The sequence below is a fragment of the Burkholderia savannae genome, from assembly GCF_001524445.2.
GTDB lineage: Bacteria > Pseudomonadota > Gammaproteobacteria > Burkholderiales > Burkholderiaceae > Burkholderia > Burkholderia savannae.
Map to the genome: position 1 here is coordinate 1,417,140 of NZ_CP013417.1, position 21,062 is coordinate 1,438,201.

Consider the following 21,062-nt stretch of genomic DNA (forward strand, 5'->3'; position numbering starts at 1 on the left):
GGCAGGGCGATCGTCGGGGCGGAGCAATCAAGCTCGCAACGCGCGGCCGGCCATCGACGACCCGGGCTTCGGCTCGGCGCAGCGCGCCATATCCATCGAGCGGCCGATGAACCGGGGTTCCGCCTGCATGGAATGTCTCGGCTGCGCGTTGCGCGCAGCGCGATTCGTGCCGCAGCGCTTCGCATGTGAATGCGCCGTATGCGTGACGTCGCGGAGCGATCTCGCGTGCCGGCGCAATTCGCGCTCGCTGGCTTGTGCGACAACGCGCTTGCCGTGTACGTCCGTCATCTCGCGACCCGGACATCGACGCACAGAGCGGCGGGCCGGACATCGCGTAGTCGGCTCATTCTAGAATTCCTGTTTCTTCTTGATAGGTTCCAAATTGGAACTTACTATCTGCTCGAAACGATGTCGAGCGCGCGACGGAAGACCGTGAAGCCCTGCGCTCATCGTCGGCATTCAACATGCGCGGGCCCGAGTCCGCCGTCAGGGAGATACCGGATGACCTTTGTCGTGATGGAAGCGTGCATTCGCTGCAAGCACACCGATTGCGTGGACGTGTGCCCCGTCGATTGTTTTCACGAGGGGCCTAATTTTCTCGTCATCGATCCGAACGAATGCATCGACTGCGCGCTGTGCGAGCCGGAGTGCCCGATCGACGCGATACGCGCGGCCGACGACTTGCCGGACGATCAACGGCATTTCATCGCGCTCAACGCCGAGCTCGCCGAGCATCCGAACTGGCCTCGGATCACCGGCAGGAAGCCGGCGCTTTCCGATCACGCGACGTGGACCGACGTGAAAGGCAAGCTCGCCCAGTTGGACCGCAACGGCGCGTGATGCCCGTCATGCCGCATCGATTCGATCAGCGCCCGTGCCGGCGGCGTGCCGCATGCGAGCGGCGATCCCAAAGCGCGAAGCCGCGCGGTGCGAACTGACATGGGCCGCGCGCTCGCCGATCGCTTCGGCCGCGACGTCACCTACGTGCGTCTGTCGGTGACGGACCGCTGCGATTTCCGCTGCGTCTATTGCATGGCGGAGGACATGCGGTTCCTGCCGCACGGCGACGTGCTGACGATCGACGAACTGGCGGCCGTCGCCGAGGCGTTCGTCTCGCTCGGCGTGCGCAAGATCCGGCTCACGGGCGGCGAGCCGCTCGTTCGCGCCGGCTTGACGACGCTCGTCGAGCGCGTGGCGAAACTGCCGGGTCTCGACGAACTCACGCTGACGACCAACGGCGCGCGCCTCGCGCGGTTCGCCGCACCGTTAAAGGCGGCCGGCCTGGATCGCATCAACGTCAGTCTCGACAGTCTGCGCGCTGAGCGCTTCGGCGCGCTGACGCGCACCGGCCGCCTGCAGGCGGTGCTGGCCGGCATCGCCGCCGCGAAGGGCGCCGGGTTCCGGCGCATCAGGCTGAACAGCGTGATCCTGCGCGGGCGCAACGACGACGAGGTGCTGGATCTGGTGCGTTTCGCCCGCGAGGAGCGGCTCGATCTGGTGTTCATCGAGGAGATGCCGCTCGGCGCGATCGACGAGCACGACCGGGCTTCGAGCTTCGTGTCGAGCGAGGCGGTGCTCGCGCAGATCCGGCTCGCCTATCCGCTATTTCCGAGCACCGAATCGACGGGCGGCCCCGCACGCTATTTCCGGATGGCGGACAGCGACATTCGCATCGGCGTGATCTCGCCGCACAGCCACAATTTTTGCGGCGACTGCAACCGGGTGCGCGTCACGGCGAGCGGCCGCATGCTGCTGTGTCTCGGCAACGAGCACGGCGTCGAGCTGCGCGACGTGCTGCGCGCTCGCCCAGGCGACGGCGAGCGCTTGCGCGACGCGATCGTCGCCGCGATGCCGCTGAAGCCCGAGCGGCATCACTTCGATCTGAACGCGCCGCCGCAGGTCGTACGCTTCATGAACATGACGGGAGGATGAGGAAGAGATGTCCGCGAACGCCCATGAAACGGTGCTGTCCGTTCATCACTGGAACGACACGCTGTTCAGCTTCAAGACGACGCGCAATCCGAGCTTGCGTTTCAAGACCGGCCAGTTCGTGATGATCGGGCTCGAGATCGAAGGCAAGCCGCTGATGCGCGCCTACAGCGTCGTCAGCGCATACTACGACGATTATCTGGAGTTCTACAGCATCAAGGTGCCCGACGGCCCGCTCACGTCGCGGCTTCAGCATCTGCGGGTCGGCGACACGCTGCTCGTCGGCCGTAAGCCGACCGGCTCGCTGATCATCGACAACCTTCGGCCCGGCAGGCATCTGTACCTGCTGTCGACGGGCACGGGCCTCGCGCCCTTCATCAGCGTGATCCGCGATCCCGAATACTACGAGGCGTTCGACAAGATCGTCCTCACGCACGGCGTGCGCTGGAAGAGCGAGCTCGGCTATTTCGATCACATCACGTCCGAACTGCCCGAGAACGAGTACTTCGGCGATCTGGTGCGCGACAAGCTGATCTACTACCCGACCGTGACGCGCGAGACGTTCGAGCGTCAGGGGCGCCTGACCGAGTTGATCGACTCGGGCAAGCTGTTCGACGACATCGGCCTGCCGCCTTTCGATTCCGCCGTGGATCGCGCGATGATCTGCGGCAGCCCGAGCATGCTCGCCGATCTGGTCGAGATCCTGGCGCGGCGCGGCTTCGTCGAGGGGACGAGCCATGCGCCGGGCGATTACGTGATCGAGCGCGCCTTTGTCGAGAAATGACGGTGCGCGGCGGCGCGGCGCGCGGGTGTCGCCGTCGCGTGCGCTCGTCGTTGCGTGGGTCGTCGGTCGTCGGAACGTTCACGCGTCGTCGTCGTTCGCACCGCGTCCGCGATTGTCGCGTCGCCGCCGCTGTCGCCGTGCGTGAACGGCATGCGTGCGTCGTGCGGTGCGCGGGTGCGCGCGCGACATTCCTGCGGTAGGAAAGGGCGCGGGGCAGTCCCGTTCGGGCTGATCGGCGTGTGCGGCGCTCGGGCGCCCGCGCGGCCCGACGAGCGTTTCTTGTTTCTAGCGACTGTCGCGCGTCGACGGCACTTTCGGCGTTTCGCGCGCAACGATCGCGTCTGGTGTTCGCGTCCGGTGATCGCGTCCGATGATCGCGTCCGATGATCGCGTCCGATGATCGCGTCCGATGATCGCGTCCGATGATCGCGTGCGGTCATTCGGATTCCGAATGGAGCTGCGAGCAACACGCGCTCGTCGTCACGCCGGCCGTGACGGCAAGCGCGCCGACGCCAGCGTTCGCGAAGCCGTTTCTCTTTGTGCGCGCGGCGTTCGGTGTTCGGCGTCCGGTGTTCGGCGTTCGGCGTCGACGACGCACGCGCGGCGCATTTGCTCGCGTTTCGGCGATCGCCGCGTCGATGCACGCTGCGTTTGGAGCGTCTGTTCGATTGACTTCGGTCAATACGTGGAATAACGTCCGTTTCGATAACGATCGTTATTTGATATTCACCATTCCCCGATTCCGGCGAGTGCGCCGGCAGATGGAGCGTGCGATGGCAGTCGAAAAAACCGCCTGTATCCTGTGTTCGCGCAATTGCGGTCTCGTCGTCGACGTCGTGGACGGCAAGTTCGCGAAAATCCGCGGCGACGACGATCACCCGATTTCGAAAGGCTATCTGTGCCAGAAGGCCGCGCGCCTCACGTACTACCAGCATCACGACGACCGCCTGACGCATCCGCTGCGTCGCGAGCCCGACGGCAGCTTCGTGCGCGTCACGTGGGACGAGGCGCTCGACGACATCGCGCAACGTCTCGTCGCGCTGCGCGAGCGGCACGGCGGCGACGCGTTCGCGTTCGTCGGCGGCGGCGGGCAGGGCAATCATGTCGGCGGCGCGTATAGCCGGCAACTGCTCGCGGCGATGCGAAGCCGCTACGCGTACAACGCGCTCGGCCAGGAAAAGACCGGCGATTTCTGGCTCAACGGCCGCTTGTTCGGCCGTCAGGACTGCCACACGACCGAGGACATCGAGCATGCGGACTACGTGCTCGTCATCGGCGCGAATCCATATCAGGCGCACGGCATCCCGAACGCACGCGACACGCTGCGCGACTTGAAGAAGGACCCGAACCGCACGCTCGTCGTCGTCGATCCACGGCGCTCGGAGACGGCCAAGCAAGCCGATCTCCATCTGCAGGTGCGCCCCGGCACGGACGCGTATTTGATGAGCGCGATGCTCGCGATCATCCTGCGCGACGGGCTGATCGACCGCGAGTTCATCGCGCGGCGCTGCGCGGGTTTCGAGTTCGTCGAGCGCGCGCTGCGCGATGTGCCGATCGCCGAGTACGCCCGCCGCGCGGACGTGCCGCTCGAGGACGTCGAGCGCGTCGCGCGCGGGTTCGCGACCGCACGCGCCGCGTGCCTGCGCATCGATCTCGGCATCCAGCACACGCTGCACACGACGCTCAACGGCTATCTCGAGAAGCTGCTGTTTCTCTTGACCGGCAACTTCGGCAAGCGCGGCGGCAACAACCTGCATACGTTCCTGCTGCCCGTCATCGGCCACACCGACGAGCGCGTGCGCAAGAACGGCAAGCCGCTCAAGCGGACCGCGCGTCACAGGATGTTTCCGATCGCCGGCATCTATCCGCCCAACATCCTGCCCGACGAAATCGAGCACGCGGACGAGAATCGCGTGCGCGCGGTGTTCGTCGACAGCGCGAATCCGGTCGTCACGTATGCCGATTCGAACGCGTACGAGCGCGCGTTCGGCAAGCTGGAACTGCTTGTCGTGATCGACGTCGCGATGACGGAGACGGCGCGCCTCGCGCATTACGTGCTGCCCGCCGCGTCGCAGTTCGAGAAATGGGAGGCGACGGGTTTCAATCTCGAGTTCCCGGCCAACGCGTTCCATCTGCGGCATGCGCTGCTGCCGCCGCTCGGCGAATCGCTGCCGGAGCCCGAGATCTACACGCGGCTGCTCGAGAAGATGGGCGAACTGCCGGGCCGGTTTCCGCTCCTCGAGCGCGTCGCGCGGCTCGAGCCGCGCGCGTCGAAGCACCTCGTCTACATGGGCGCGCTCGGCATCGCGCTCGCGGCGAACAAGAAGTGGCAGCGTCATGCGGCGTCGATCGTCTATCGCACGCTCGGACGCGCGCTGCCGAACGACGCCGCGGGTATTGCGCCGCTGCTGCCGCTCACGATGCTGTATGCGCAGCAGCACTACGCGGCCGTGCGCCGCGCGGGCATTCGCGGCAACCGGGCGACGCTCGGCACCGCGCTCTTTCGCGCGATTCTCGAGCGGCGCTCCGGGACGGTGATGAGCATTCACGAGTTTCACGAAATGTGGCGCTTCATCCGCCATCCGGACGGCCGCGTGCATCTGCACATTCCGGAGATGATCGACGAGTTGCGCGCGCTCGGGACGGAGACGCCGCCCGGCGCCGATTACCCGTTCGTGCTGATGGCGGGCGAGCGGCGCGCGTACAACGCGAACCAGATCTATCGCGATCCGTCGTGGCGCAAGGTCGATCCCCACGGCTCGCTGCGGATTCATCCTGACGATGCGGCCGCGCTAGGTGTCGCAGACGGCGGCAAGCTCGTGTGCGCGTCGGCGACGGGCAGCATCGAGGTCGTCGCCGAGCTCGACGACAGCGTGCGGCGCGGGATGGTCACGCTGCCGCACGGCTATGGCATGCGTTACAAGGGCGGGGCGCCGATCGGGCCCGAGCTCAATCGCCTGACGTCGGGCGCGCACTGCGATCCGCTGTCGCGCACGCCTTATCACAAGTACGTGCCCGTGCATTTGCGCGTCGTCGATGCGCTGGTGCCCGCAACGCCGACCGTCGAGGCCGTGTCGGCTTGACGACGCGCGCGCCGCCGGGCGTGCGGCGGCGCGGGCGGGCTCTCCAGCCGGCGCGCGGCGAGCGCGCATCCGCCGCGCGTCGGGAAGGCCGCTCGCGCAGCATGCAGGGCGACGGGCGGGCGCAACGGATGCGTGCGCGCCTAACGTCCGCTACGCCGCACCCGCCGCACCCGCCGCCCCGCCGCACCCGCCGCCCCGCCGCACCCGCCGCACCGACCCGCCGCACCGCATCGGCCGAGATTCGATGACATTCGGCGGCATTCGGCCGCTTTCGCGTCGGGCTTCCCCGCTTCCCCGCTCGATTGGCCGCCTCGTTCGCGCATGCGAGCCCGGCGGGCGGAAAACCTCTCTTCGATTCGCCGGCGCGGCGCGCTGACAGGCGGGCGGCGACGCCGGCCGATTCTCGATCCTTTTCCCCGTCTTTTACGACGCGGCGGATGCGCGTTTCGCCGCCGCTTCGCCGCGTCCAGAGCGGCGGGCCGGCCGCATCGGGCCGAATGTAACGAAACGTTAGCGATCCGATCGCGATGCGATGCCGCGCATCAGTTCTTACAAAGTTGAAATATGCGGCGCAGACGGTTCCCGCTATAGTCGAAACCAACGAATCAACCAGAAGGGGAGTCCATGAAAACCTTGCGTGCTGCCTCGCTCGCGGCCGGTCTCGCCGCGTTGCTCGCATCCGGCGCCGCGTTGGCAGGCGTCAGCGTCGGCATCAACGTCGGTGTGCCCGCGCCCGTCTACGTCGCTCCGGCGCCGGTCTACGCGCCGCCGCCGCCGCCCGTCGTGTATCAGCCGGCTCCCGTCTACGCACCGGCCCCCGTGTATGCGCCCGTGCCGTCGATCGTGATCGGCTGGCACGGCGACCGTTACTGGGACGGCCGCCGCTACTGGGGCCGCGACGAATGGTATCGCCATCACCGCGATTGGGACCGCGGCCACCGGGACAACGGCCGCCACAACGGCTGGCGTCACTGATGCCGGCGTTCGGCCGTGCGCCGGCCGGCATACGGCGCGTCGAGCGACGCATGCCGCCGCCGGCCCCATGAAAAAACCGCCCGAGGAACGGGCGGTTCGAACATCCGACGAACCCCGCGCTTTCGCGAGCGTGGGGTTCGTCCTTTTCGCGCCGGGCGCCGCCGTGCGCCGAAGCGCCGCGGCTCGGGCCGCCCGCCGCCGCGCCGCGCTTACTCTTCGAGGCCGGCCATCCCGCCCACCACCGCGTTGAAGCCCGAGTCGACGTGCATCACCTCGGCCGTGACCCCGCTCGCGAGGTCCGACAGCAGGAACGCGCCCGCGTTGCCGACCTGCTCGATCGTCACGTTGCGCTTGAGCGGCGAGTTGCTCTCGACGAAGTCGAGAATCTTGCCGAAGCTCTTGATGCCGCTTGCCGCGAGCGTCTTGATCGGGCCCGCCGAGATCGCGTTCACGCGCACGCCCTTCGCGCCGAGCGACACCGCGAGATAGCGGACGCTCGCCTCGAGCGCCGCCTTCGCGAGGCCCATCGTGTTGTAGTTCGGAATCGCCCGTTCCGCGCCGAGATAGGAGAGCGTGAGGAGCGAAGCGTCGCTCGACAGCATCGGCAGCGCGGCCTTCGCGAGCGCCGGGAAGCTGTACGCGGAGATGTCGTGCGCGATGCGGAAGTTCTCGCGCGTGAGGCCGTCGAGGAAATCGCCCGCGATCGCCTCGCGCGGCGCGAAGCCGATCGAGTGGACGAGGCCGTCTAGCGTGTCCCAGTGAGCCTTGAGCGACGTGAAGAGGGCGTCGATCTGCGCGTCGTCGGCGACGTCGCACGGGAACACGAGCTCGCTGCCGAACTCGGCCGCGAACTCGGTGATGCGATCCTTGAAGCGATCGCCGACGTAGGTGAACGCCAGCTCGGCACCTTCGCGCTTGCACGCCTTGGCGATGCCGTAAGCGATCGAGCGGTTCGACAAGAGGCCCGTCAGCAGAATACGTTTACCGTCGAGAAAGCCCATGAATTCTCCTATGTGTGGCGCCCGCGCCCGCGCATCGGCGGGCGCCGGTTGGCTGTAATCGGTTGCGAGTGGGTAGAATTCTCTCACATCGCCATCCTCGAACGACTGCCAAGGCTTCTATGACGATCGGTTCGCCCCGGGCCAGCCGGCCGCGACCGCCGCGACGCGCGGCGACACCCAAACAGGCCGCGCGACCGGCCGCGCCGCAACGGGCGGCCGATCGGCGCGCCGCGCTCGTGCGCTTCGTGCATTTCGTGCATTTCGTGCGCCGGACGGCCGCGGGCGTCGCGCTCGCGCTCGCCGCGATGCCGGCCGCCCACGCGGCTTACGCGATCGCCCAGTACGGCGAGCCGAAGTATCCGCCCGGCTTCAAGCATTTCGACTACGTGAACCCGGACGCGCCGAAGGGCGGCACGCTCGTGCTCGCGAATCCGAACCGGCTCACGACATTCGACAAGTTCAATCCGTTCACGATGCGCGGCAACCCGGCGCCCGGCCTCGACCTGCTGTTCGAGAGCCTGACGACGGGCAGCGCCGACGAGCCCGCGTCCGCGTACGGCCTCCTCGCGGACGACATCGCGGTGGCGCCGGACGGGCTGTCGGTCACCTTCCATCTGAATCCGCGCGCGCGCTTCTCGAACGGCGATCCCGTCACCGCGGCGGACGTCAAGCATTCGTTCGACGCGCTGAAGAGCCCGCAGGCGGCGCCGCAATACCCGGCGTACTACGCGGACATCACGCGCGCGGTGATCGTCGATCCGGCGACCGTTCGCTTCGAGTTTCGCCGGAAAAACCGCGAGCTGCCGCTGATCGCGGGCGGCATTCCGGTGTTCTCGCGCAAATGGGGCCTGCGGCCGGACGGCTCGCGCATGCCGTTCGACCAGCTCGCGTTCGAGCAGCCGATCGGCAGCGGCCCGTACCTGATCGAGCGCTACGACACCGGCCGCACGATCGCGTACCGGCGCAATCCCGCGTATTGGGGCGCCGCGCTCCCCGTGCGGATCGGCACGAACAATTTCGAGCGCATCGTCTACAAGCTGTACGGCGACGGCGTCGCGCGGCTCGAGGCGTTCAAGGCAGGCGAGTACGACGTGCTCATCGAGTACATCGCGCGAAACTGGGTGCGGCGCGACGTCGGCAAGCGCTTCGACAGCGGCGAGCTCGTGAAGCGCGAGTTTCGCCAGCACAACGGCGCGGGCATGCAGGGCTTCTTCATGAACCTGCGGCGGCCGCTGTTCCAGGACGTGCGCGTGCGCCGCGCGCTCGATCTCGCGTTCGACTTCGAATGGCTGAACCGGCAGCTGTTCTACAGCGCCTACACGCGCCTGAACAGCTACTTCGCCGATACCGACCTGCAGGCGACGGGCGTGCCGAGCGCGGGCGAGCTCGCGCTGCTGAACCCGCTGCGCGCGCAGCTCGACCCGGCGGTGTTCGGGCCGATGACCGTGCAGCCCGTCACCGATCCGCCCGCATCGCTGCGCGCGAACCTGCTGACGGCGCGCGCGCTGCTTGCGCAAGCCGGCTGGACCTACCGCGACGGCGCGTTGCGCAACGCGAAGGGCGAGCCGTTCGTATTCGAGATCCTCGACGATTCGGGCTCGGCGTTCGAGGGAGTGGTTACCGCGTACATCCGCAATCTCGCGAAGCTCGGGATCGTCGCGAAGTATCGGACGGCCGATTACGCGCTGCTGCAAAAGCGCCTCGACGCGTTCGACTACGACGTGACGACGGTCCGCTACCCCGGCGTCCAGGTGCCGGGCGCCGAGCAGGTCGCGCGCTTCGCGAGCCGCTACGCGGACGAGCAGGGCTCGGACAACCTGACCGGGCTCAAGTCGCCCGCGGTCGACGCGATCCTGAAGGCGCTCACGCAGGCCGAGACGCGGCAGGAACTGCTCGATGCGACGCACGCGCTCGACCGCGTGCTGATGCACGGCTACTATGCGGTGCCGCAGTGGTACAGCGCGACGCACCGGATCGCGTTCAAGCGCACGCTCGCCTATCCGTCGACGCTGCCGCTGTACTATTCGGCGGAAGGCTGGGTCGCGTCGACGTGGTGGGCGAGCCCTGGCCACGGCGCGTCCGCCGAGCCGTGACGGCGGCCCGCACGGCGCGCGCCGCACGGGCCCGGCGTACGCCGCGCGGCGCGCTTGCCGCGCCCGCCGATTGACGAAACCGTTCGAACACGCCTGAGTGCCGAGTGCGCCTATGTGGAGCTACATCCTCAAACGTCTGCTGCTGATGATCCCGACGCTCGTCGGCGTCCTGACCATCACGTTCGCCGTGATCCAGTTCGTGCCGGGCGGCCCGGTCGAGCAGGCGGTGCAGGAGCTGCGCAAGGGCGCCGAGCGGGGCAGCGCGCCGTTCGGGATGCGCTCGTACACGGGCGTCGACGCGCAGCAGCTCGCGCAGCTGAAAGCGCTGTACGGCTTCGACAAGCCGCCGCTCGAGCGCTACTGGCTGATGCTCGAGCGCTTCGCGCGCTTCGATCTCGGCGACAGCTATTTCCATCATCAGAGCGTCTGGTCGCTCGTCGTGTCGAAGCTGCCCGTGTCGATCAGCATCGGCGTGTGGACTTTCCTGCTCACCTACCTGATATCGGTGCCGCTCGGCATCGCGAAGGCGGTGAGGAACGGCTCGCCGTTCGATCTCGCGACGAGCCTCGTCGTTCTCGTCGGCTACGCGATTCCCGGCTTCGTGCTCGGCGTGCTCTTGCTCGTGCTGTTCGGCGGCGGCTCGTTCTGGCAGATCTTCCCGCTGCGCGGCCTCACGTCCGACAACTTCGCGCAGCTCTCCGTCGCCGGCAAGATCGCCGATTACCTGTGGCACATCGCGCTGCCGATCGTCGCGTCGGTCGTCGGCAGCTTCGCGGTGATCACGATGCTCACGAAGAACGCGTTCCTCGACGAGATCCGCAAGCAGTACGTGCTGACCGCGCGCGCGAAGGGGCTCTCGGAGCGCAGCGTGCTGTGGAAGCACGTGTTCCGCAATGCGCTCCTGCCGCTCGTCGTCGGCTTTCCGGCCGCGTTCATCGGCGCGTTCTTCACCGGCAGCCTGCTGATCGAGACGCTGTTCTCGCTCGACGGGCTCGGCCTGCTGTCGTACGAATCGGTGATCCGGCGCGACTATCCGGTCGTGCTCGGCACGCTCTACATCTTCACGTTGATCGGGCTCGCGACGAAGCTCGTGTCCGATCTCTGCTACGTGTGGGTCGACCCGCGCGTTCAATTCGAGCAACTGGAGCGCTGATTTGAGCCGACTCGCCGTCTCTTCCCGGATCGACGCCGCGCGCGCGCGGGTGTCGCCGTCGCCCGCGCGGCGCGTGTGGCTGCGCTTCAAGGAGCAGCGCCTCGGCTACTGGAGCCTCGTGATCTTCGTGATCGCGTTCGCGGCGAGCCTCGCCGCGCCGCTGTGGTCGAACGACAAGCCGATCGTCGTGCGCTACGACGGCCACTTTTACTTCCCGCTCTTCAAGAGCTATCCGGAAACGACCTTCGGCGGCGATTTCCCGACGCCCGCCGACTATCTCGATCCTTACGTGCGCGGCAAGCTCGACGCGCCCGGCAACTTCGCGCTGTATCCGCCGAACCGCTACTACTACGACACGCTCAACTACTTCTCGAAGCGGCCGAATCCGGCGCCGCCTTCGCGCGGGAACTGGCTCGGCACCGACGCGCAGGGGCGCGATTTGCTCGCGCGGCTCGTCTACGGGTTTCGCGTGTCGGTCGAGTTCGCGCTCGTCCTGACGTTCATCGGCACGCTGCTCGGCATTGCGGCGGGCGCGGTGCAGGGCTTCTTCGGCGGACGCATCGACATCGTCGGCCAGCGGCTCATCGAAATCTGGAGCTCGATGCCGGAGCTCTATCTGCTGATCATCTTCGCTTCCATATTCGAGCCGAGCTTCATCCTGCTGATCGTGCTGCTGTCGCTGTTCGGCTGGATCGGGCTGTCCGACTACGTGCGCGCCGAATTCCTGCGCAACCGCACGCAGGACTACGTGCGCGCCGCGCGCGCGATGGGGCTCACGAACTGGCAGATCATCTGGCGGCACGTGCTGCCGAACAGCCTCACGCCCGTCATCACGTTCCTGCCGTTCCGGATGAGCGGCGCGATCCTCGCGCTCACGAGCCTCGATTTTCTCGGGCTCGGCGTGCCGCCGCCGACGCCGAGCCTGGGCGAGCTGCTCGCGCAGGGCAAGGCGAACCTCGACGCATGGTGGATCTCGCTCGCGACGTTCTGCGTGCTCGTCGCGACGCTCCTGCTGCTGACCTTCATGGGCGACGCACTGCGCAACGCGCTCGATACGCGCGTCGCGGACACGACGCGCGCGGCGGGAGGCGTCCGATGAGCGCCGTGCGCAATGCGGACGACGGCGCGGCGGCGCCGCCGCGCGAGCCGCTGCTGTCGCTCGAGCGGCTGCGCGTGCGCTTCGGCGACACGCTCGCCGTCGACGACGTGTCGCTCGCGATCGGCCGCGGCGAGCGCGTCGCGCTCGTCGGCGAGTCGGGCTCCGGCAAGAGCGTGACCGCGCTGTCGGTGCTGCGCCTGTTGCGCGACGCCGACGTGAGCGGCACGATCCGCTTCGCGGGCGAGAATCTCGCCGACAAGAGCGAGCGCGCGATGCGCGGGCTGCGCGGCGCGGATATCGCGATGATCTTCCAGGAGCCGATGACGGCGCTCAATCCGCTCTTCACGGTGGGCGAGCAGATCGGCGAGACGATCGAGCTGCACGACGGCGTGTCGAAGCGCGACGCGCGCGAGCGTGCGATCACGCTGCTCGCGCGCACCGGGATCGACAAGCCGCGCGAGCGCGTCGACAGCTATGCGCACCAGTTGTCGGGCGGCCAGCGGCAGCGCGCGATGATCGCGATGGCGCTCGCGTGCCGGCCGCGCCTGCTGCTCGCCGACGAGCCGACGACCGCGCTCGACGTGACGATTCGCGCGCAGATCGTCGAGCTCCTGCTCGAGCTGCAGCGCGACGCGGCGGCCGAGCGCGGGATGGCGGTGCTTCTCATCACGCACGATCTGAACCTCGTGCGGCGCTTCGCCGAGCGCGTCGCGGTGATGGAGAAGGGCAAGCTCGTCGAATGCGGGCCGGTCGAGCGGATCTTCGACGCGCCCGAGCATCCGTACACGCAGCGCCTCCTGCACAGCCGGCCGCAGCGCGCGGTGTCGCCGGTGCTGCCGATCGCGCCCGTCGTGCTCGACGCGCGCGGCGTCACCGTGCAGTTCAAGCAGAAGCTGCCGGGTTTCGAGGGCTGGTTCCGCTCGGGGCGCTTCACCGCTGTGTCGGACGCGAGCGTGTCGGTACGGCAGGGCGAGACGCTCGGGATCGTCGGCGAGTCGGGCTCCGGCAAGTCGACGCTCGCGATGGCGCTCCTCGGGCTGCAGAAGGTCGCGCACGGCGACATCGAATTCGAGGGCCGCGCGCTCGCGAGCTTTCACGGCCGCGAGCGGACCGCGCTGCGCGCGAACATGCAAGTGGTATTTCAGGACCCCTTCAGTTCGCTTTCGCCGCGGCAGACGATCGAGCGGATCGTGTCCGAAGGGCTCGAGCTGCATCGCCCGCAGCTCGCGGCCGGCGCGCGCCGCGACAAGGTGATCGCCGTGCTGCGCGAAGTCGGCCTCGACCGTACCGTGCTGCATCGCTATCCGCACGAATTCTCGGGCGGCCAGCGCCAGCGGATCGCGATCGCGCGCGCGCTCGTGCTGGAGCCGCGCGTGCTTGTGCTCGACGAGCCGACGAGCGCGCTCGACGTGTCGATCCAGCAACAAGTGTTGAAGCTGCTGTCGAATCTGCAACGCAAATACAACCTCGGCTACGTGTTCATCAGCCACGATCTGGAAGTGATCGGCGCGATGGCGCACCGGGTCGCGGTGATGCAGGGCGGGGCGATCGTCGAGACGGGCGATGTCGAGCGGATCTTCACCGATCCGGTGCATCCTTACACGCAAAAATTGCTGAAAGCCGTTCGTTAAGTATGATGAATACGAATGGTGCAAGAAGTTTGATTGAAATTCTCAATTCCTTTTGACAAACAAATACTTCGTGGCTAGTATCGACCGAAATTTTTCCGCTAATCAGCTGAGTTTCCAGCGCAAATCCATCGACCAATGCAGCACCGATATCTGACCCAGGCTTGCACGCGCGTCGTCGCCGGGATGTTCGTCGGCGTCCTGATCGCTGCAGCTCCCGGCGCGTTCGCCGACGAAGTCAGCAGTTCCAGTCAGAATGCCGTCGGTTCGGCTCAAGCCGAATCGGCCTCCTCCTCCCAGAATCTCCAGCAGGTCAGTGCCGCGACGCCCGCGAAGAGCCAGGGCGGCGCGAAGTCATTCCTGTCGGGCATGGCCGGCAAGGCGGGCGACGTCGTCGTCGGCGCGCTGAACATGATTGGCGTGCGCTATCGCTGGGGCGGCAACACGCCGGATTCGGGCCTCGACTGCAGCGGCTTCGTGCGCTACGTGTTCCAGGACACGCTCGGCATGTCGCTGCCGCGCCGCGCGGAAGAGATGAGCCGTGTCGGCGAGAAGGTCCGGATGAGCGAGCTGAAGCCGGGCGACCTCGTGTTCTTCAACACGATGCGCCGCACGTTCTCGCACGTCGGCATCTACATCGGCGACAACAAGTTCGTGCATTCGCCGTCGACGGGCAGCACGATCCGCGTCGACGATCTCGATAGCGGCTACTGGGAAAAGCGTTTCACCGGCGCGCGCCGGATCGAGACGCAGTTCTCGGCGAAGCCCGACGATCTGCGCCAGCGCGTGAAGGCGACGATCGGCGACGGCAACGTCAGCGCGACGAGCGCGAACGGCAGCAACTGAGTCGCGCACCGCTCGCGCCGGCCGATTGCCGGGCGCGTCGAAGCCCCGCTCTCCGATGGAAGCGGGGCTTTTGCTTTTGGGCGGCGGTTCCGAGGTGATGCGGCGCGTGCGCGGCGCGCCGGGGCGGCCGCCGTCGAGCGCGCGGCCGCGAGCTTGCGCTGCAGCTCCGGCATGATTCGCGCGACCGCTTCCTCGCCTGCGAGGATCGCCGCGTTGCGCTGGTTGAAGTCGCTGCCGCCCATCGCGGCGAGGTTCGGGCGGATCACGACGTCGGCGTATTTGTCGAGCTCGTAGGTCTTGATCGTCTGACCCATGATCGTGAACGTCTGCAGCAGCATTTCGATCGGATTGCCGGTCGTCGCGCCGTCCGGGCGCGCGGAGATGTCGACCGCGATCACGAAGTCCGCGCCCATCCTGCGCGTGAACGACGCGGGCACGGGGCTCACGAGTCCGCCGTCGACGTATTCGCGATCGCCGATCCGCACCGGCTCGAACACCGACGGCACGCTGCACGAAGCGCGCACCGCGAGCCCCGTGTTGCCGCGCTGGAACAGGATCGGCTGGCCGCTCTTCAGATCGGTCGCGACGATGCCGAGCGGTTTCGTCATCTTCTCGATCGGCCGGTTGCCGAGCGTCTTGTTGATGAAGTTCTGCAGCGCGACGCCTTGCAGCAGGCCGCGCGAGCGGAACGGCGTCGCCCAGTCGCTGATCGACGCCTCGTCCATCGCGAGCGCGAGCTTGTTGATCTGCAGCGCGTTCATCCCCGATGCGTACAGCGCGCCGACGACCGAGCCCGCGCTCGTGCCGGCGACGAGCTCGATCGGGATGCCGCGCGCCTCGAGCGCCTTCAGCACGCCGACGTGCGCGAAACCGCGCGCGGCGCCGCCGCCGAGCGCGATGCCGATCCGGACCGGCTTTTCGCGCGGCTGCGGCGGGTTCGCAGGCAGCGTGACGGCGCCCGACGTCGTCGGCTTCGTGCCGGTCGACGTGCAGGCGGCGAGGATGGCCGACGCGCAGGCGAGCGTGAACGTGCGGCGGGACAAACGGGGGGACGACATCGGCTCGATCTCCAACTGCGGACCGTGCGCGGCCGCGATGGGCGCGCCGCGCACGGCGACATTCCGGCGGCCACGCCGAAAATTGCGCGCGACCATGCGCGGCGCCGGCATGGCGGCCGCGGCGCGCACATCATAAAGCAACTGGCGGCGCGCGCGCGAAAGCTTCGGCCGGGCGGCGAGGCGGCCGTTGGCCGAATGGCCAGGGGGCGAGGCCGGCTGGCGTTTGAGAAGATATCCGGGCGCGAGATTCGTTCGCCGCTGCCGGGGCGCCGGAATGCGAAGGCTGCGGGGCTCGAGGCGGACCGGTCGCGTGCGGCGCTGCGCCGCGCCGCTTGAAGGGGCGTGTGGGCGCGTAAGTTGGGCGATGACGCGCGGCCCCGCCGCAAACCGCGCGAGCCGGGCGTCGCGCGACGAGGAAGCGCCGCGCGGCGAGTATAATTCGTGCTCTTTGCGTTCCGGTCGCGCATGCACCCCGGCATTGCCGTGCGGCGTGCGCCGCCGCGTCGTTTCAATTGATGCGCCGTTTGAAGCGTTCGAGCTATCGTTTATGACCCGTCCTGTCCGCACCCGTTTCGCGCCGAGCCCCACGGGCTTCATCCACCTGGGCAACATCCGATCCGCGCTCTATCCGTGGGCCTTCGCCCGCAAGATGAAGGGCACGTTCGTGCTGCGGATCGAGGATACCGACGTCGAGCGCTCGACCGAGGCGTCCGTCGACGCGATCCTCGAAGGAATGGCATGGCTCGGCCTCGATTACGACGAAGGCCCGTTCTACCAGATGCAGCGGATGGACCGCTACCGCGAAGTGCTCGAGCAGATGCGGGAGCAGGGCCTCGTCTATCCGTGCTACATGTCGACGGAAGAGCTCGACGCGCTGCGCGAGCGCCAGCGCGCGGCGGGCGACAAGCCGCGCTACGACGGCACGTGGCGCCCCGAGCCGGGCAAGGTGCTGCCGGAGCCGCCCGCCGGCGTGAAGCCCGTGCTGCGCTTCCGCAATCCGTTGACGGGCGCGGTCGAGTGGGATGATGCGGTGAAGGGCCGGGTCGAGATCTCGAACGAGGAGCTCGACGACCTCGTCATCGCGCGTCCCGACGGCACGCCGACGTACAACTTCTGCGTCGTCGTCGACGATCTCGACATGGGCATCACGCACGTGATCCGCGGCGACGACCACGTGAACAACACGCCGCGTCAGATCAACATCCTGCGCGCGCTGGGCGGCGAGGTGCCGGTGTACGCGCACCTGCCGACCGTGCTGAACGAGCAGGGCGAGAAGATGAGCAAGCGCCACGGCGCGATGAGCGTGATGGGCTATCGCGACGCCGGCTATTTGCCGGAAGCGGTGCTCAACTATCTCGCGCGCCTCGGCTGGTCGCACGGCGACGCGGAGATCTTCTCGCGCGAGCAGTTCGTCGATTGGTTCGATCTCGAGCATCTCGGCAAGTCGCCCGCGCAGTACGACCACAACAAGCTGAACTGGCTGAACAACCACTACATCAAGGAAGCGGACGACGCGCGTCTTGCCGAGCTCGCCAAGCCGTTCTTCGCGGCGCTCGGCGTCGACGCCGACGCGATCGCGAAGGGCCCTGGCCTGGCGGGCGTGATCGGGCTCATGAAGGATCGTGCGTCGACGGTGAAGGAGATTGCGGAGAACTCGGCGATGTTCTATCGCGCGCCCGCGCCCGATGCCGACGCGCTCGCGCAGCACGTCACCGAGGCGGTGCGCCCGGCGCTCGCCGATTTCGCGGCGGCGCTGAAGGCGGCCGACTGGACGAAGGAGGCGATCGCGGCCGCACTGAAGGCGACGCTCGGCGCGCACAAGCTGAAGATGCCGCAGCTCGCGATGCCGGTGCGCCTGGTCGTCGCGGGCACGACGCACACGCCGTCGATCGACGCAGTGCTGCTGCTGTTCGGTCGCGACGTCGTCGTGTCGCGTCTCGAAGCGGCGCTCGCATAGCGCGCGCAAGCCGAGGCCGCGTGGTTCGAATGGTTCGATGTCCCGAGTGCGCGGCTTCGCAAAGAATTTTGCTCGAATCGCAAATGGGGTATTTACAAACCTCAAAACCGTCTCTACAATCTCGCTTCTCTGTTGTTCAGCAGTCAACGAGACACGGGGGTATAGCTCAGCTGGGAGAGCGCTTGCATGGCATGCAAGAGGTCAGCGGTTCGATCCCGCTTACCTCCACCAGTTGAACGCAGAGTGAGTGAGGTTTGCGAAGCATTGAGTGACAGAAAAAATGCTTCACAAACGGAATGAAAGAAGTTAGAATTTCATTCTTTGCTGTTGGTGAAAATTGACGGCAAGAACAAAGCAGTAAGACAAATCTGAAAAGATTTTGTCCCCTTCGTCTAGAGGCCTAGGACATCACCCTTTCACGGTGAGTACAGGGGTTCGAATCCCCTAGGGGACGCCAAACATCAGCGGCGTTTCATTGGAAACGAAGCGGGTCGGCAAGAGCGTAACCGACGCTTGTCGATCAGGGTGCAAGAAGTGGAGCGGTAGTTCAGTCGGTTAGAATACCGGCCTGTCACGCCGGGGGTCGCGGGTTCGAGTCCCGTCCGCTCCGCCAGATCGAGAGCCCGTTCAGGCTGCATGTGAACGGGCTTTTTCGTTAAAGGTGTAAGCAGTACGTTGTCCCCTTCGTCTAGAGGCCTAGGACATCACCCTTTCACGGTGAGTACAGGGGTTCGAATCCCCTAGGGGACGCCAACACAAGGCGTCGTTCGAACGAAACGTCGAGACGATGCGCCGGCAGGAAGCACCGACGCCTGCCAGGCAAGCAGCAAGACTGGAGCGGTAGTTCAGTCGGTTAGAATACCGGCCTGTCACGCCGGGGGTCGCGGGTTCGAGTCCCGTCCGCTCCGCCAAATCGAAGCCCGTTCAGGAACGCCTGAACGGGCTTTTTGTTTTCCGTCCCGATTCCTGCCGGATTGTTCGGTGCATCGTGGCCGCATGCGTGCAAATCGGCATTGCAACGCGCGCCGGCTGCGCTATCGTGGCGATGACGCAGGTTTTGCGAACACGCCATGTCCGATTCCGCCGCCGCTCCTCTCGTCTATCTGCTGCGCTCCGCCGAGCCGGGCGACTTCGAATTCGCGGAAGCGCTCACGCACGGCAACATGAATGCATACTACGAGCGCCACGGCCTCAAATGGCGCGCGGATCTCTTTTTCGCGAGCTGGCGCGACTCGGAGAACTTCATTCTCGAGCTCGACGGTTCGCCCATCGGTTTGTTGAGAATCACCGAAGAGGGCGATTCGCTGCACATCCGCGACGTGCAGATCGCGCCGGGGCATCGGCAGCGCGGCGCGGGTACGTACCTGCTCGAGATGTCGCATCGCTTCGCGAAGGCGCGCGGCTTGCGGGAGACGCAGCTGCGCGTGTTCGTCGACAACCCGGCCGCGCGGCTCTATCTGCGGATGGGCTATCGGCTCGCGGGGCCGCGTCTTGCGCAGTTCGGGTCGATCCGCCATATGGTGCGGCTCGTGCCGCGGTGAGGCCGCATGCGCGGCGGAGCCTCGTCGGGCGAACGGCGAAACGGCGCGAACGAATCGAGCGAGGCGACGGGGCGGCGCGTGCGCGATCGAGTGCGCGCCGCGTACGTAGAGCGTTGGCCGACGCGGATTCGATAAATGGCTTGCGTGAGGCGCGCCGCGATGGGCAGAGCATCTAGCAGTCCGAACGGGCGCGCGAACCTGCCTCGGCTCGCGGGGGGAACGACCGAGATCGACGGCTTCGCCTTGAACGCGCCGTGCCGCGCCGCGTCGATTCGGGACGGCGACCGAGGTCGATTGATTCCGTCGTGTTCGTCCGGACGCGCCGCTCGCAAGCGGAGTCGTCCGTCACATCCCGAAGGCCGAGCGCTCCGCCGGCCCGGTCGATCCGACCGCACCCGCCCGCCGTCACAGCAGCGGTCCGGCGTCCCCGTCGTCGGCCTGCGCGAGTTCCGCCGCCGCATGCACGTCGCCGCGCTGAATGAAGGCGCGAGGGCTCGCCCCGAACGCGCGCCGGAACATCGCGGAGAACGCGCTCTGGCTCTGGTAGCCGAGTTCGTGCGCGATGTGCGATAGCGGCCGCCCCTGGTTCAGGAGCGGAATCGCGCGCGCGAGCAGCGCCTGCTGACGCCATTGCGAAAAACTCACGCCGAGCTCCTGCTTGAAGAGCCGTGCGATCGTCCGCGTGCTCGCGCCGACGCACGCCGCCCAGTGCTCGAGCGATTCGCCCTGAGCCGGATGCGCGAGCACCGCTTCGCACAGCGCGCGCAGCCGCTTTTCGGCCGGCATCGGCACCGCGAGCGGCAGCGGCTCGGCACGCGTGAGTTCGTCGAGCACGAGCTCGGCCAGCAGCCGCTCGCGCGCCCGATTGAGCGCGCGCGCCTCGAGCGCGACGATCAGCTCGCGCAGCAGCCCCGACACCTCGACGACGCGGCACGCGTCGAGCCCGTCCGGCACCGCCGATTCGGCGACGTATAGCGTGCGCAGATACGCGTCCTCGACGATCACGACTTCATGCGGAATTCGCGGCGGCACCCAGATCGCGCGCGACGGCGGCACCATCCACGTCGAATCGGCCGTCGCGAGCCGCAGCACGCCGCGCGACGCGTACGCGAGCTGCGCCCACGCGTGCGAGTGCAGCGGCACGCGCGTGCCGGCGGCGGTCGCGCGGGCGCGCACGCGCATCGGGTGCGATGGGGTCGGCGCGAATTCGGACGGAACGTCGATCGTGGCGGCGGGCGGCTGCGCCGCAAGGGGAACGGACGGGCTCATCGGTGATCGAAGACAGGGGCGGGTGGTGCGTCCGGCTATTGTAGGGCGAGCCTTCTACCTGCCGCAGCGGGATTTTTCTTCGCCGATAATGCCGGATCGACACCACACGGCCCTCCAGGAGACTTCGACATGATGTTCGCCACCACCGACCTTTGCGACGCGAACGAAGGCCGCCTCGCGGACGGCACGCTGCGCGTGCTCGAGCCCGCGTTCCGCTCGTTCGGCGGCGTGCGGCGCTTCGCGGGACCGGCCGCGACGCTCAAGCTGTTCGAGGACAACACGCTCGTGCGCGCGGCGCTCGAGCAGGATGGCGCGGGGCGCGTGCTCGTCGTCGATGGCGGCGGCAGCCTGCGCTGCGCGCTCGTCGGCGGCAACCTCGGCGCGCTCGCGCAGAAGAACGGCTGGGCCGGGATCGTCGTGAACGGTTGCGTGCGCGACTCGGCCGAACTCGCCGAATGCAGCGTCGGCGTGCTCGCGCTCGCCGCGCATCCGCGCAAGAGCGACAAGCGCGGCGTCGGGGTGAGCGACGTGCCCGTCGACGTACGCGGCACGCGCATCGTGCCGGGCGACTGGATTTACGCGGACGCCGACGGTGTCCTCGTCAGCGACGGCGCGCTGCTCGAGTGACGCGGCGGCGTGCCGGCTC

15 protein-coding genes, 5 tRNA genes and 1 pseudogene are annotated in these 21,062 nt (G+C 67.5%); 18 read left to right on the top strand and 3 right to left on the bottom strand.

Annotated features, from left to right (window positions below; translation table 11 throughout):
- Positions 1–501 precede the first annotated feature (501 nt).
- From fdxA to WS78_RS07145, 5 genes are all read left to right on the top strand, one after another.
- Positions 502–840, top strand: a complete 339-nt coding sequence (gene fdxA, locus WS78_RS07125) for a ferredoxin FdxA (RefSeq protein WP_038753524.1) — start codon at positions 502–504, stop codon at positions 838–840.
- Between the two features lie 99 nt (positions 841–939).
- Entirely contained in the window at positions 940–1,932 is a 993-nt protein-coding gene (gene moaA / locus WS78_RS07130; protein WP_059574574.1) for a GTP 3',8-cyclase MoaA, read from the top strand.
- 7 nt (positions 1,933–1,939) lie between these two features.
- Positions 1,940–2,713: a ferredoxin--NADP reductase gene (locus tag WS78_RS07135; RefSeq protein WP_059574483.1), complete on the top strand. Its 774-nt coding sequence runs from the start codon at positions 1,940–1,942 to the stop codon at positions 2,711–2,713.
- Positions 2,714–3,381: 668 nt separating this feature from the next.
- Complete coding sequence (locus WS78_RS07140; protein ID WP_059574576.1) at positions 3,382–5,796, top strand: molybdopterin oxidoreductase family protein; 2,415 nt, start codon at positions 3,382–3,384, stop codon at positions 5,794–5,796.
- Between the two features lie 624 nt (positions 5,797–6,420).
- Positions 6,421–6,771 carry a hypothetical protein gene (locus tag WS78_RS07145; RefSeq protein WP_038753516.1) on the top strand — a complete coding sequence of 117 codons (351 nt, stop codon included), beginning with the start codon at positions 6,421–6,423 and terminating at the stop codon, positions 6,769–6,771.
- A gap of 209 nt (positions 6,772–6,980) precedes the next feature.
- On the opposite strand, the gene fabI is transcribed toward WS78_RS07145, so the two are convergent.
- Positions 6,981–7,772 (bottom strand): enoyl-ACP reductase FabI, encoded by a 792-nt coding sequence (gene fabI, locus WS78_RS07150; protein ID WP_038753514.1) that lies wholly within the window; start codon positions 7,770–7,772, stop codon positions 6,981–6,983.
- A gap of 119 nt (positions 7,773–7,891) precedes the next feature.
- Here fabI and WS78_RS07155 point away from each other — a divergent pair, with 119 nt between their 5' ends.
- The 5 genes from WS78_RS07155 to WS78_RS07180 all read left to right on the top strand — a co-directional run bounded on the left by WS78_RS07155 (position 7,892) and on the right by WS78_RS07180 (position 14,591).
- On the top strand, positions 7,892–9,865 hold the full coding sequence (locus WS78_RS07155; RefSeq protein WP_059574485.1) for an extracellular solute-binding protein: 1,974 nt from the start codon (positions 7,892–7,894) through the stop codon (positions 9,863–9,865).
- A gap of 112 nt (positions 9,866–9,977) precedes the next feature.
- The gene (locus tag WS78_RS07160; protein ID WP_038753509.1) at positions 9,978–11,018 is read left to right on the top strand and encodes a microcin C ABC transporter permease YejB; all 1,041 of its coding nucleotides are present in this window, start codon (positions 9,978–9,980) and stop codon (positions 11,016–11,018) included.
- A gap of 1 nt (position 11,019) precedes the next feature.
- Positions 11,020–12,117: an ABC transporter permease gene (locus tag WS78_RS07165; RefSeq protein ID WP_038753507.1), complete on the top strand. Its 1,098-nt coding sequence runs from the start codon at positions 11,020–11,022 to the stop codon at positions 12,115–12,117.
- Positions 12,114–13,748 carry an ABC transporter ATP-binding protein gene (locus WS78_RS07170; protein WP_059574487.1) on the top strand — a complete coding sequence of 545 codons (1,635 nt, stop codon included), beginning with the start codon at positions 12,114–12,116 and terminating at the stop codon, positions 13,746–13,748. Before WS78_RS07165 ends, WS78_RS07170 begins: the two co-directional genes overlap by 4 nt.
- Positions 13,749–13,883: 135 nt before the next feature.
- Positions 13,884–14,591, top strand: coding sequence for a C40 family peptidase (locus WS78_RS07180; protein ID WP_038753501.1), 708 nt, complete (start codon positions 13,884–13,886; stop codon positions 14,589–14,591).
- A 122-nt stretch (positions 14,592–14,713) separates the two neighbouring features.
- Here the strand turns inward: WS78_RS07180 and WS78_RS07185 are convergent.
- Positions 14,714–15,760, bottom strand: a pseudogene (locus WS78_RS07185) (patatin-like phospholipase family protein); the annotation flags it as partial.
- Between the two features lie 436 nt (positions 15,761–16,196).
- Here WS78_RS07185 and gltX point away from each other — a divergent pair.
- The 7 genes from gltX (at position 16,197) to WS78_RS07220 (ending at position 19,147) form a co-directional block, all read left to right on the top strand.
- Positions 16,197–17,606 carry a glutamate--tRNA ligase gene (gene gltX / locus WS78_RS07190; protein WP_059574491.1) on the top strand — a complete coding sequence of 470 codons (1,410 nt, stop codon included), beginning with the start codon at positions 16,197–16,199 and terminating at the stop codon, positions 17,604–17,606.
- 155 nt (positions 17,607–17,761) lie between these two features.
- Positions 17,762–17,837: transfer RNA gene (locus WS78_RS07195), tRNA-Ala, on the top strand.
- 150 nt (positions 17,838–17,987) lie between these two features.
- Positions 17,988–18,063: transfer RNA gene (locus WS78_RS07200), tRNA-Glu, on the top strand.
- A 79-nt stretch (positions 18,064–18,142) separates the two neighbouring features.
- Positions 18,143–18,219: transfer RNA gene (locus WS78_RS07205), tRNA-Asp, on the top strand.
- Positions 18,220–18,283: 64 nt separating this feature from the next.
- Positions 18,284–18,359 (top strand) — tRNA-Glu (locus WS78_RS07210).
- 81 nt (positions 18,360–18,440) lie between these two features.
- Positions 18,441–18,517 (top strand) — tRNA-Asp (locus WS78_RS07215).
- Positions 18,518–18,676: 159 nt separating this feature from the next.
- Positions 18,677–19,147, top strand: coding sequence for a GNAT family N-acetyltransferase (locus tag WS78_RS07220; protein ID WP_038753496.1), 471 nt, complete (start codon positions 18,677–18,679; stop codon positions 19,145–19,147).
- A 405-nt stretch (positions 19,148–19,552) separates the two neighbouring features.
- On the opposite strand, the gene WS78_RS07225 is transcribed toward WS78_RS07220, so the two are convergent.
- On the bottom strand, positions 19,553–20,416 hold the full coding sequence (locus WS78_RS07225) for an AraC family transcriptional regulator (RefSeq protein ID WP_038753493.1): 864 nt from the start codon (positions 20,414–20,416) through the stop codon (positions 19,553–19,555).
- A 129-nt stretch (positions 20,417–20,545) separates the two neighbouring features.
- On the opposite strand from WS78_RS07225, the gene rraA reads away from it, so the two are divergent.
- On the top strand, positions 20,546–21,043 hold the full coding sequence (rraA, locus tag WS78_RS07230) for a ribonuclease E activity regulator RraA (protein ID WP_059574493.1): 498 nt from the start codon (positions 20,546–20,548) through the stop codon (positions 21,041–21,043).
- Positions 21,044–21,062: the final 19 nt, after the last annotated feature.

Excerpts from the sequence above, each read along its gene's own strand:
- rraA (WP_059574493.1), top strand. The coding sequence starts at position 20,546 with ATGATGTTCGCCACCACCGACCTTTGCGACGCGAACGAAGGCCGCCTC.
- fdxA (WP_038753524.1), top strand. The coding sequence starts at position 502 with ATGACCTTTGTCGTGATGGAAGCGTGCATTCGCTGCAAGCACACCGAT.
- WS78_RS07155 (WP_059574485.1), top strand. The coding sequence starts at position 7,892 with ATGACGATCGGTTCGCCCCGGGCCAGCCGGCCGCGACCGCCGCGACGC.
- WS78_RS07220 (WP_038753496.1), top strand. The coding sequence starts at position 18,677 with ATGTCCGATTCCGCCGCCGCTCCTCTCGTCTATCTGCTGCGCTCCGCC.
- WS78_RS07135 (WP_059574483.1), top strand. The coding sequence starts at position 1,940 with ATGTCCGCGAACGCCCATGAAACGGTGCTGTCCGTTCATCACTGGAAC.
- WS78_RS07225 (WP_038753493.1), bottom strand. The coding sequence starts at position 20,416 with ATGAGCCCGTCCGTTCCCCTTGCGGCGCAGCCGCCCGCCGCCACGATC.
- fabI (WP_038753514.1), bottom strand. The coding sequence starts at position 7,772 with ATGGGCTTTCTCGACGGTAAACGTATTCTGCTGACGGGCCTCTTGTCG.
- WS78_RS07145 (WP_038753516.1), top strand. The coding sequence starts at position 6,421 with ATGAAAACCTTGCGTGCTGCCTCGCTCGCGGCCGGTCTCGCCGCGTTG.
- moaA (WP_059574574.1), top strand. The coding sequence starts at position 940 with ATGGGCCGCGCGCTCGCCGATCGCTTCGGCCGCGACGTCACCTACGTG.
- gltX (WP_059574491.1), top strand. The coding sequence starts at position 16,197 with ATGACCCGTCCTGTCCGCACCCGTTTCGCGCCGAGCCCCACGGGCTTC.
- WS78_RS07170 (WP_059574487.1), top strand. The coding sequence starts at position 12,114 with ATGAGCGCCGTGCGCAATGCGGACGACGGCGCGGCGGCGCCGCCGCGC.
- WS78_RS07160 (WP_038753509.1), top strand. The coding sequence starts at position 9,978 with ATGTGGAGCTACATCCTCAAACGTCTGCTGCTGATGATCCCGACGCTC.
- WS78_RS07180 (WP_038753501.1), top strand. The coding sequence starts at position 13,884 with ATGCAGCACCGATATCTGACCCAGGCTTGCACGCGCGTCGTCGCCGGG.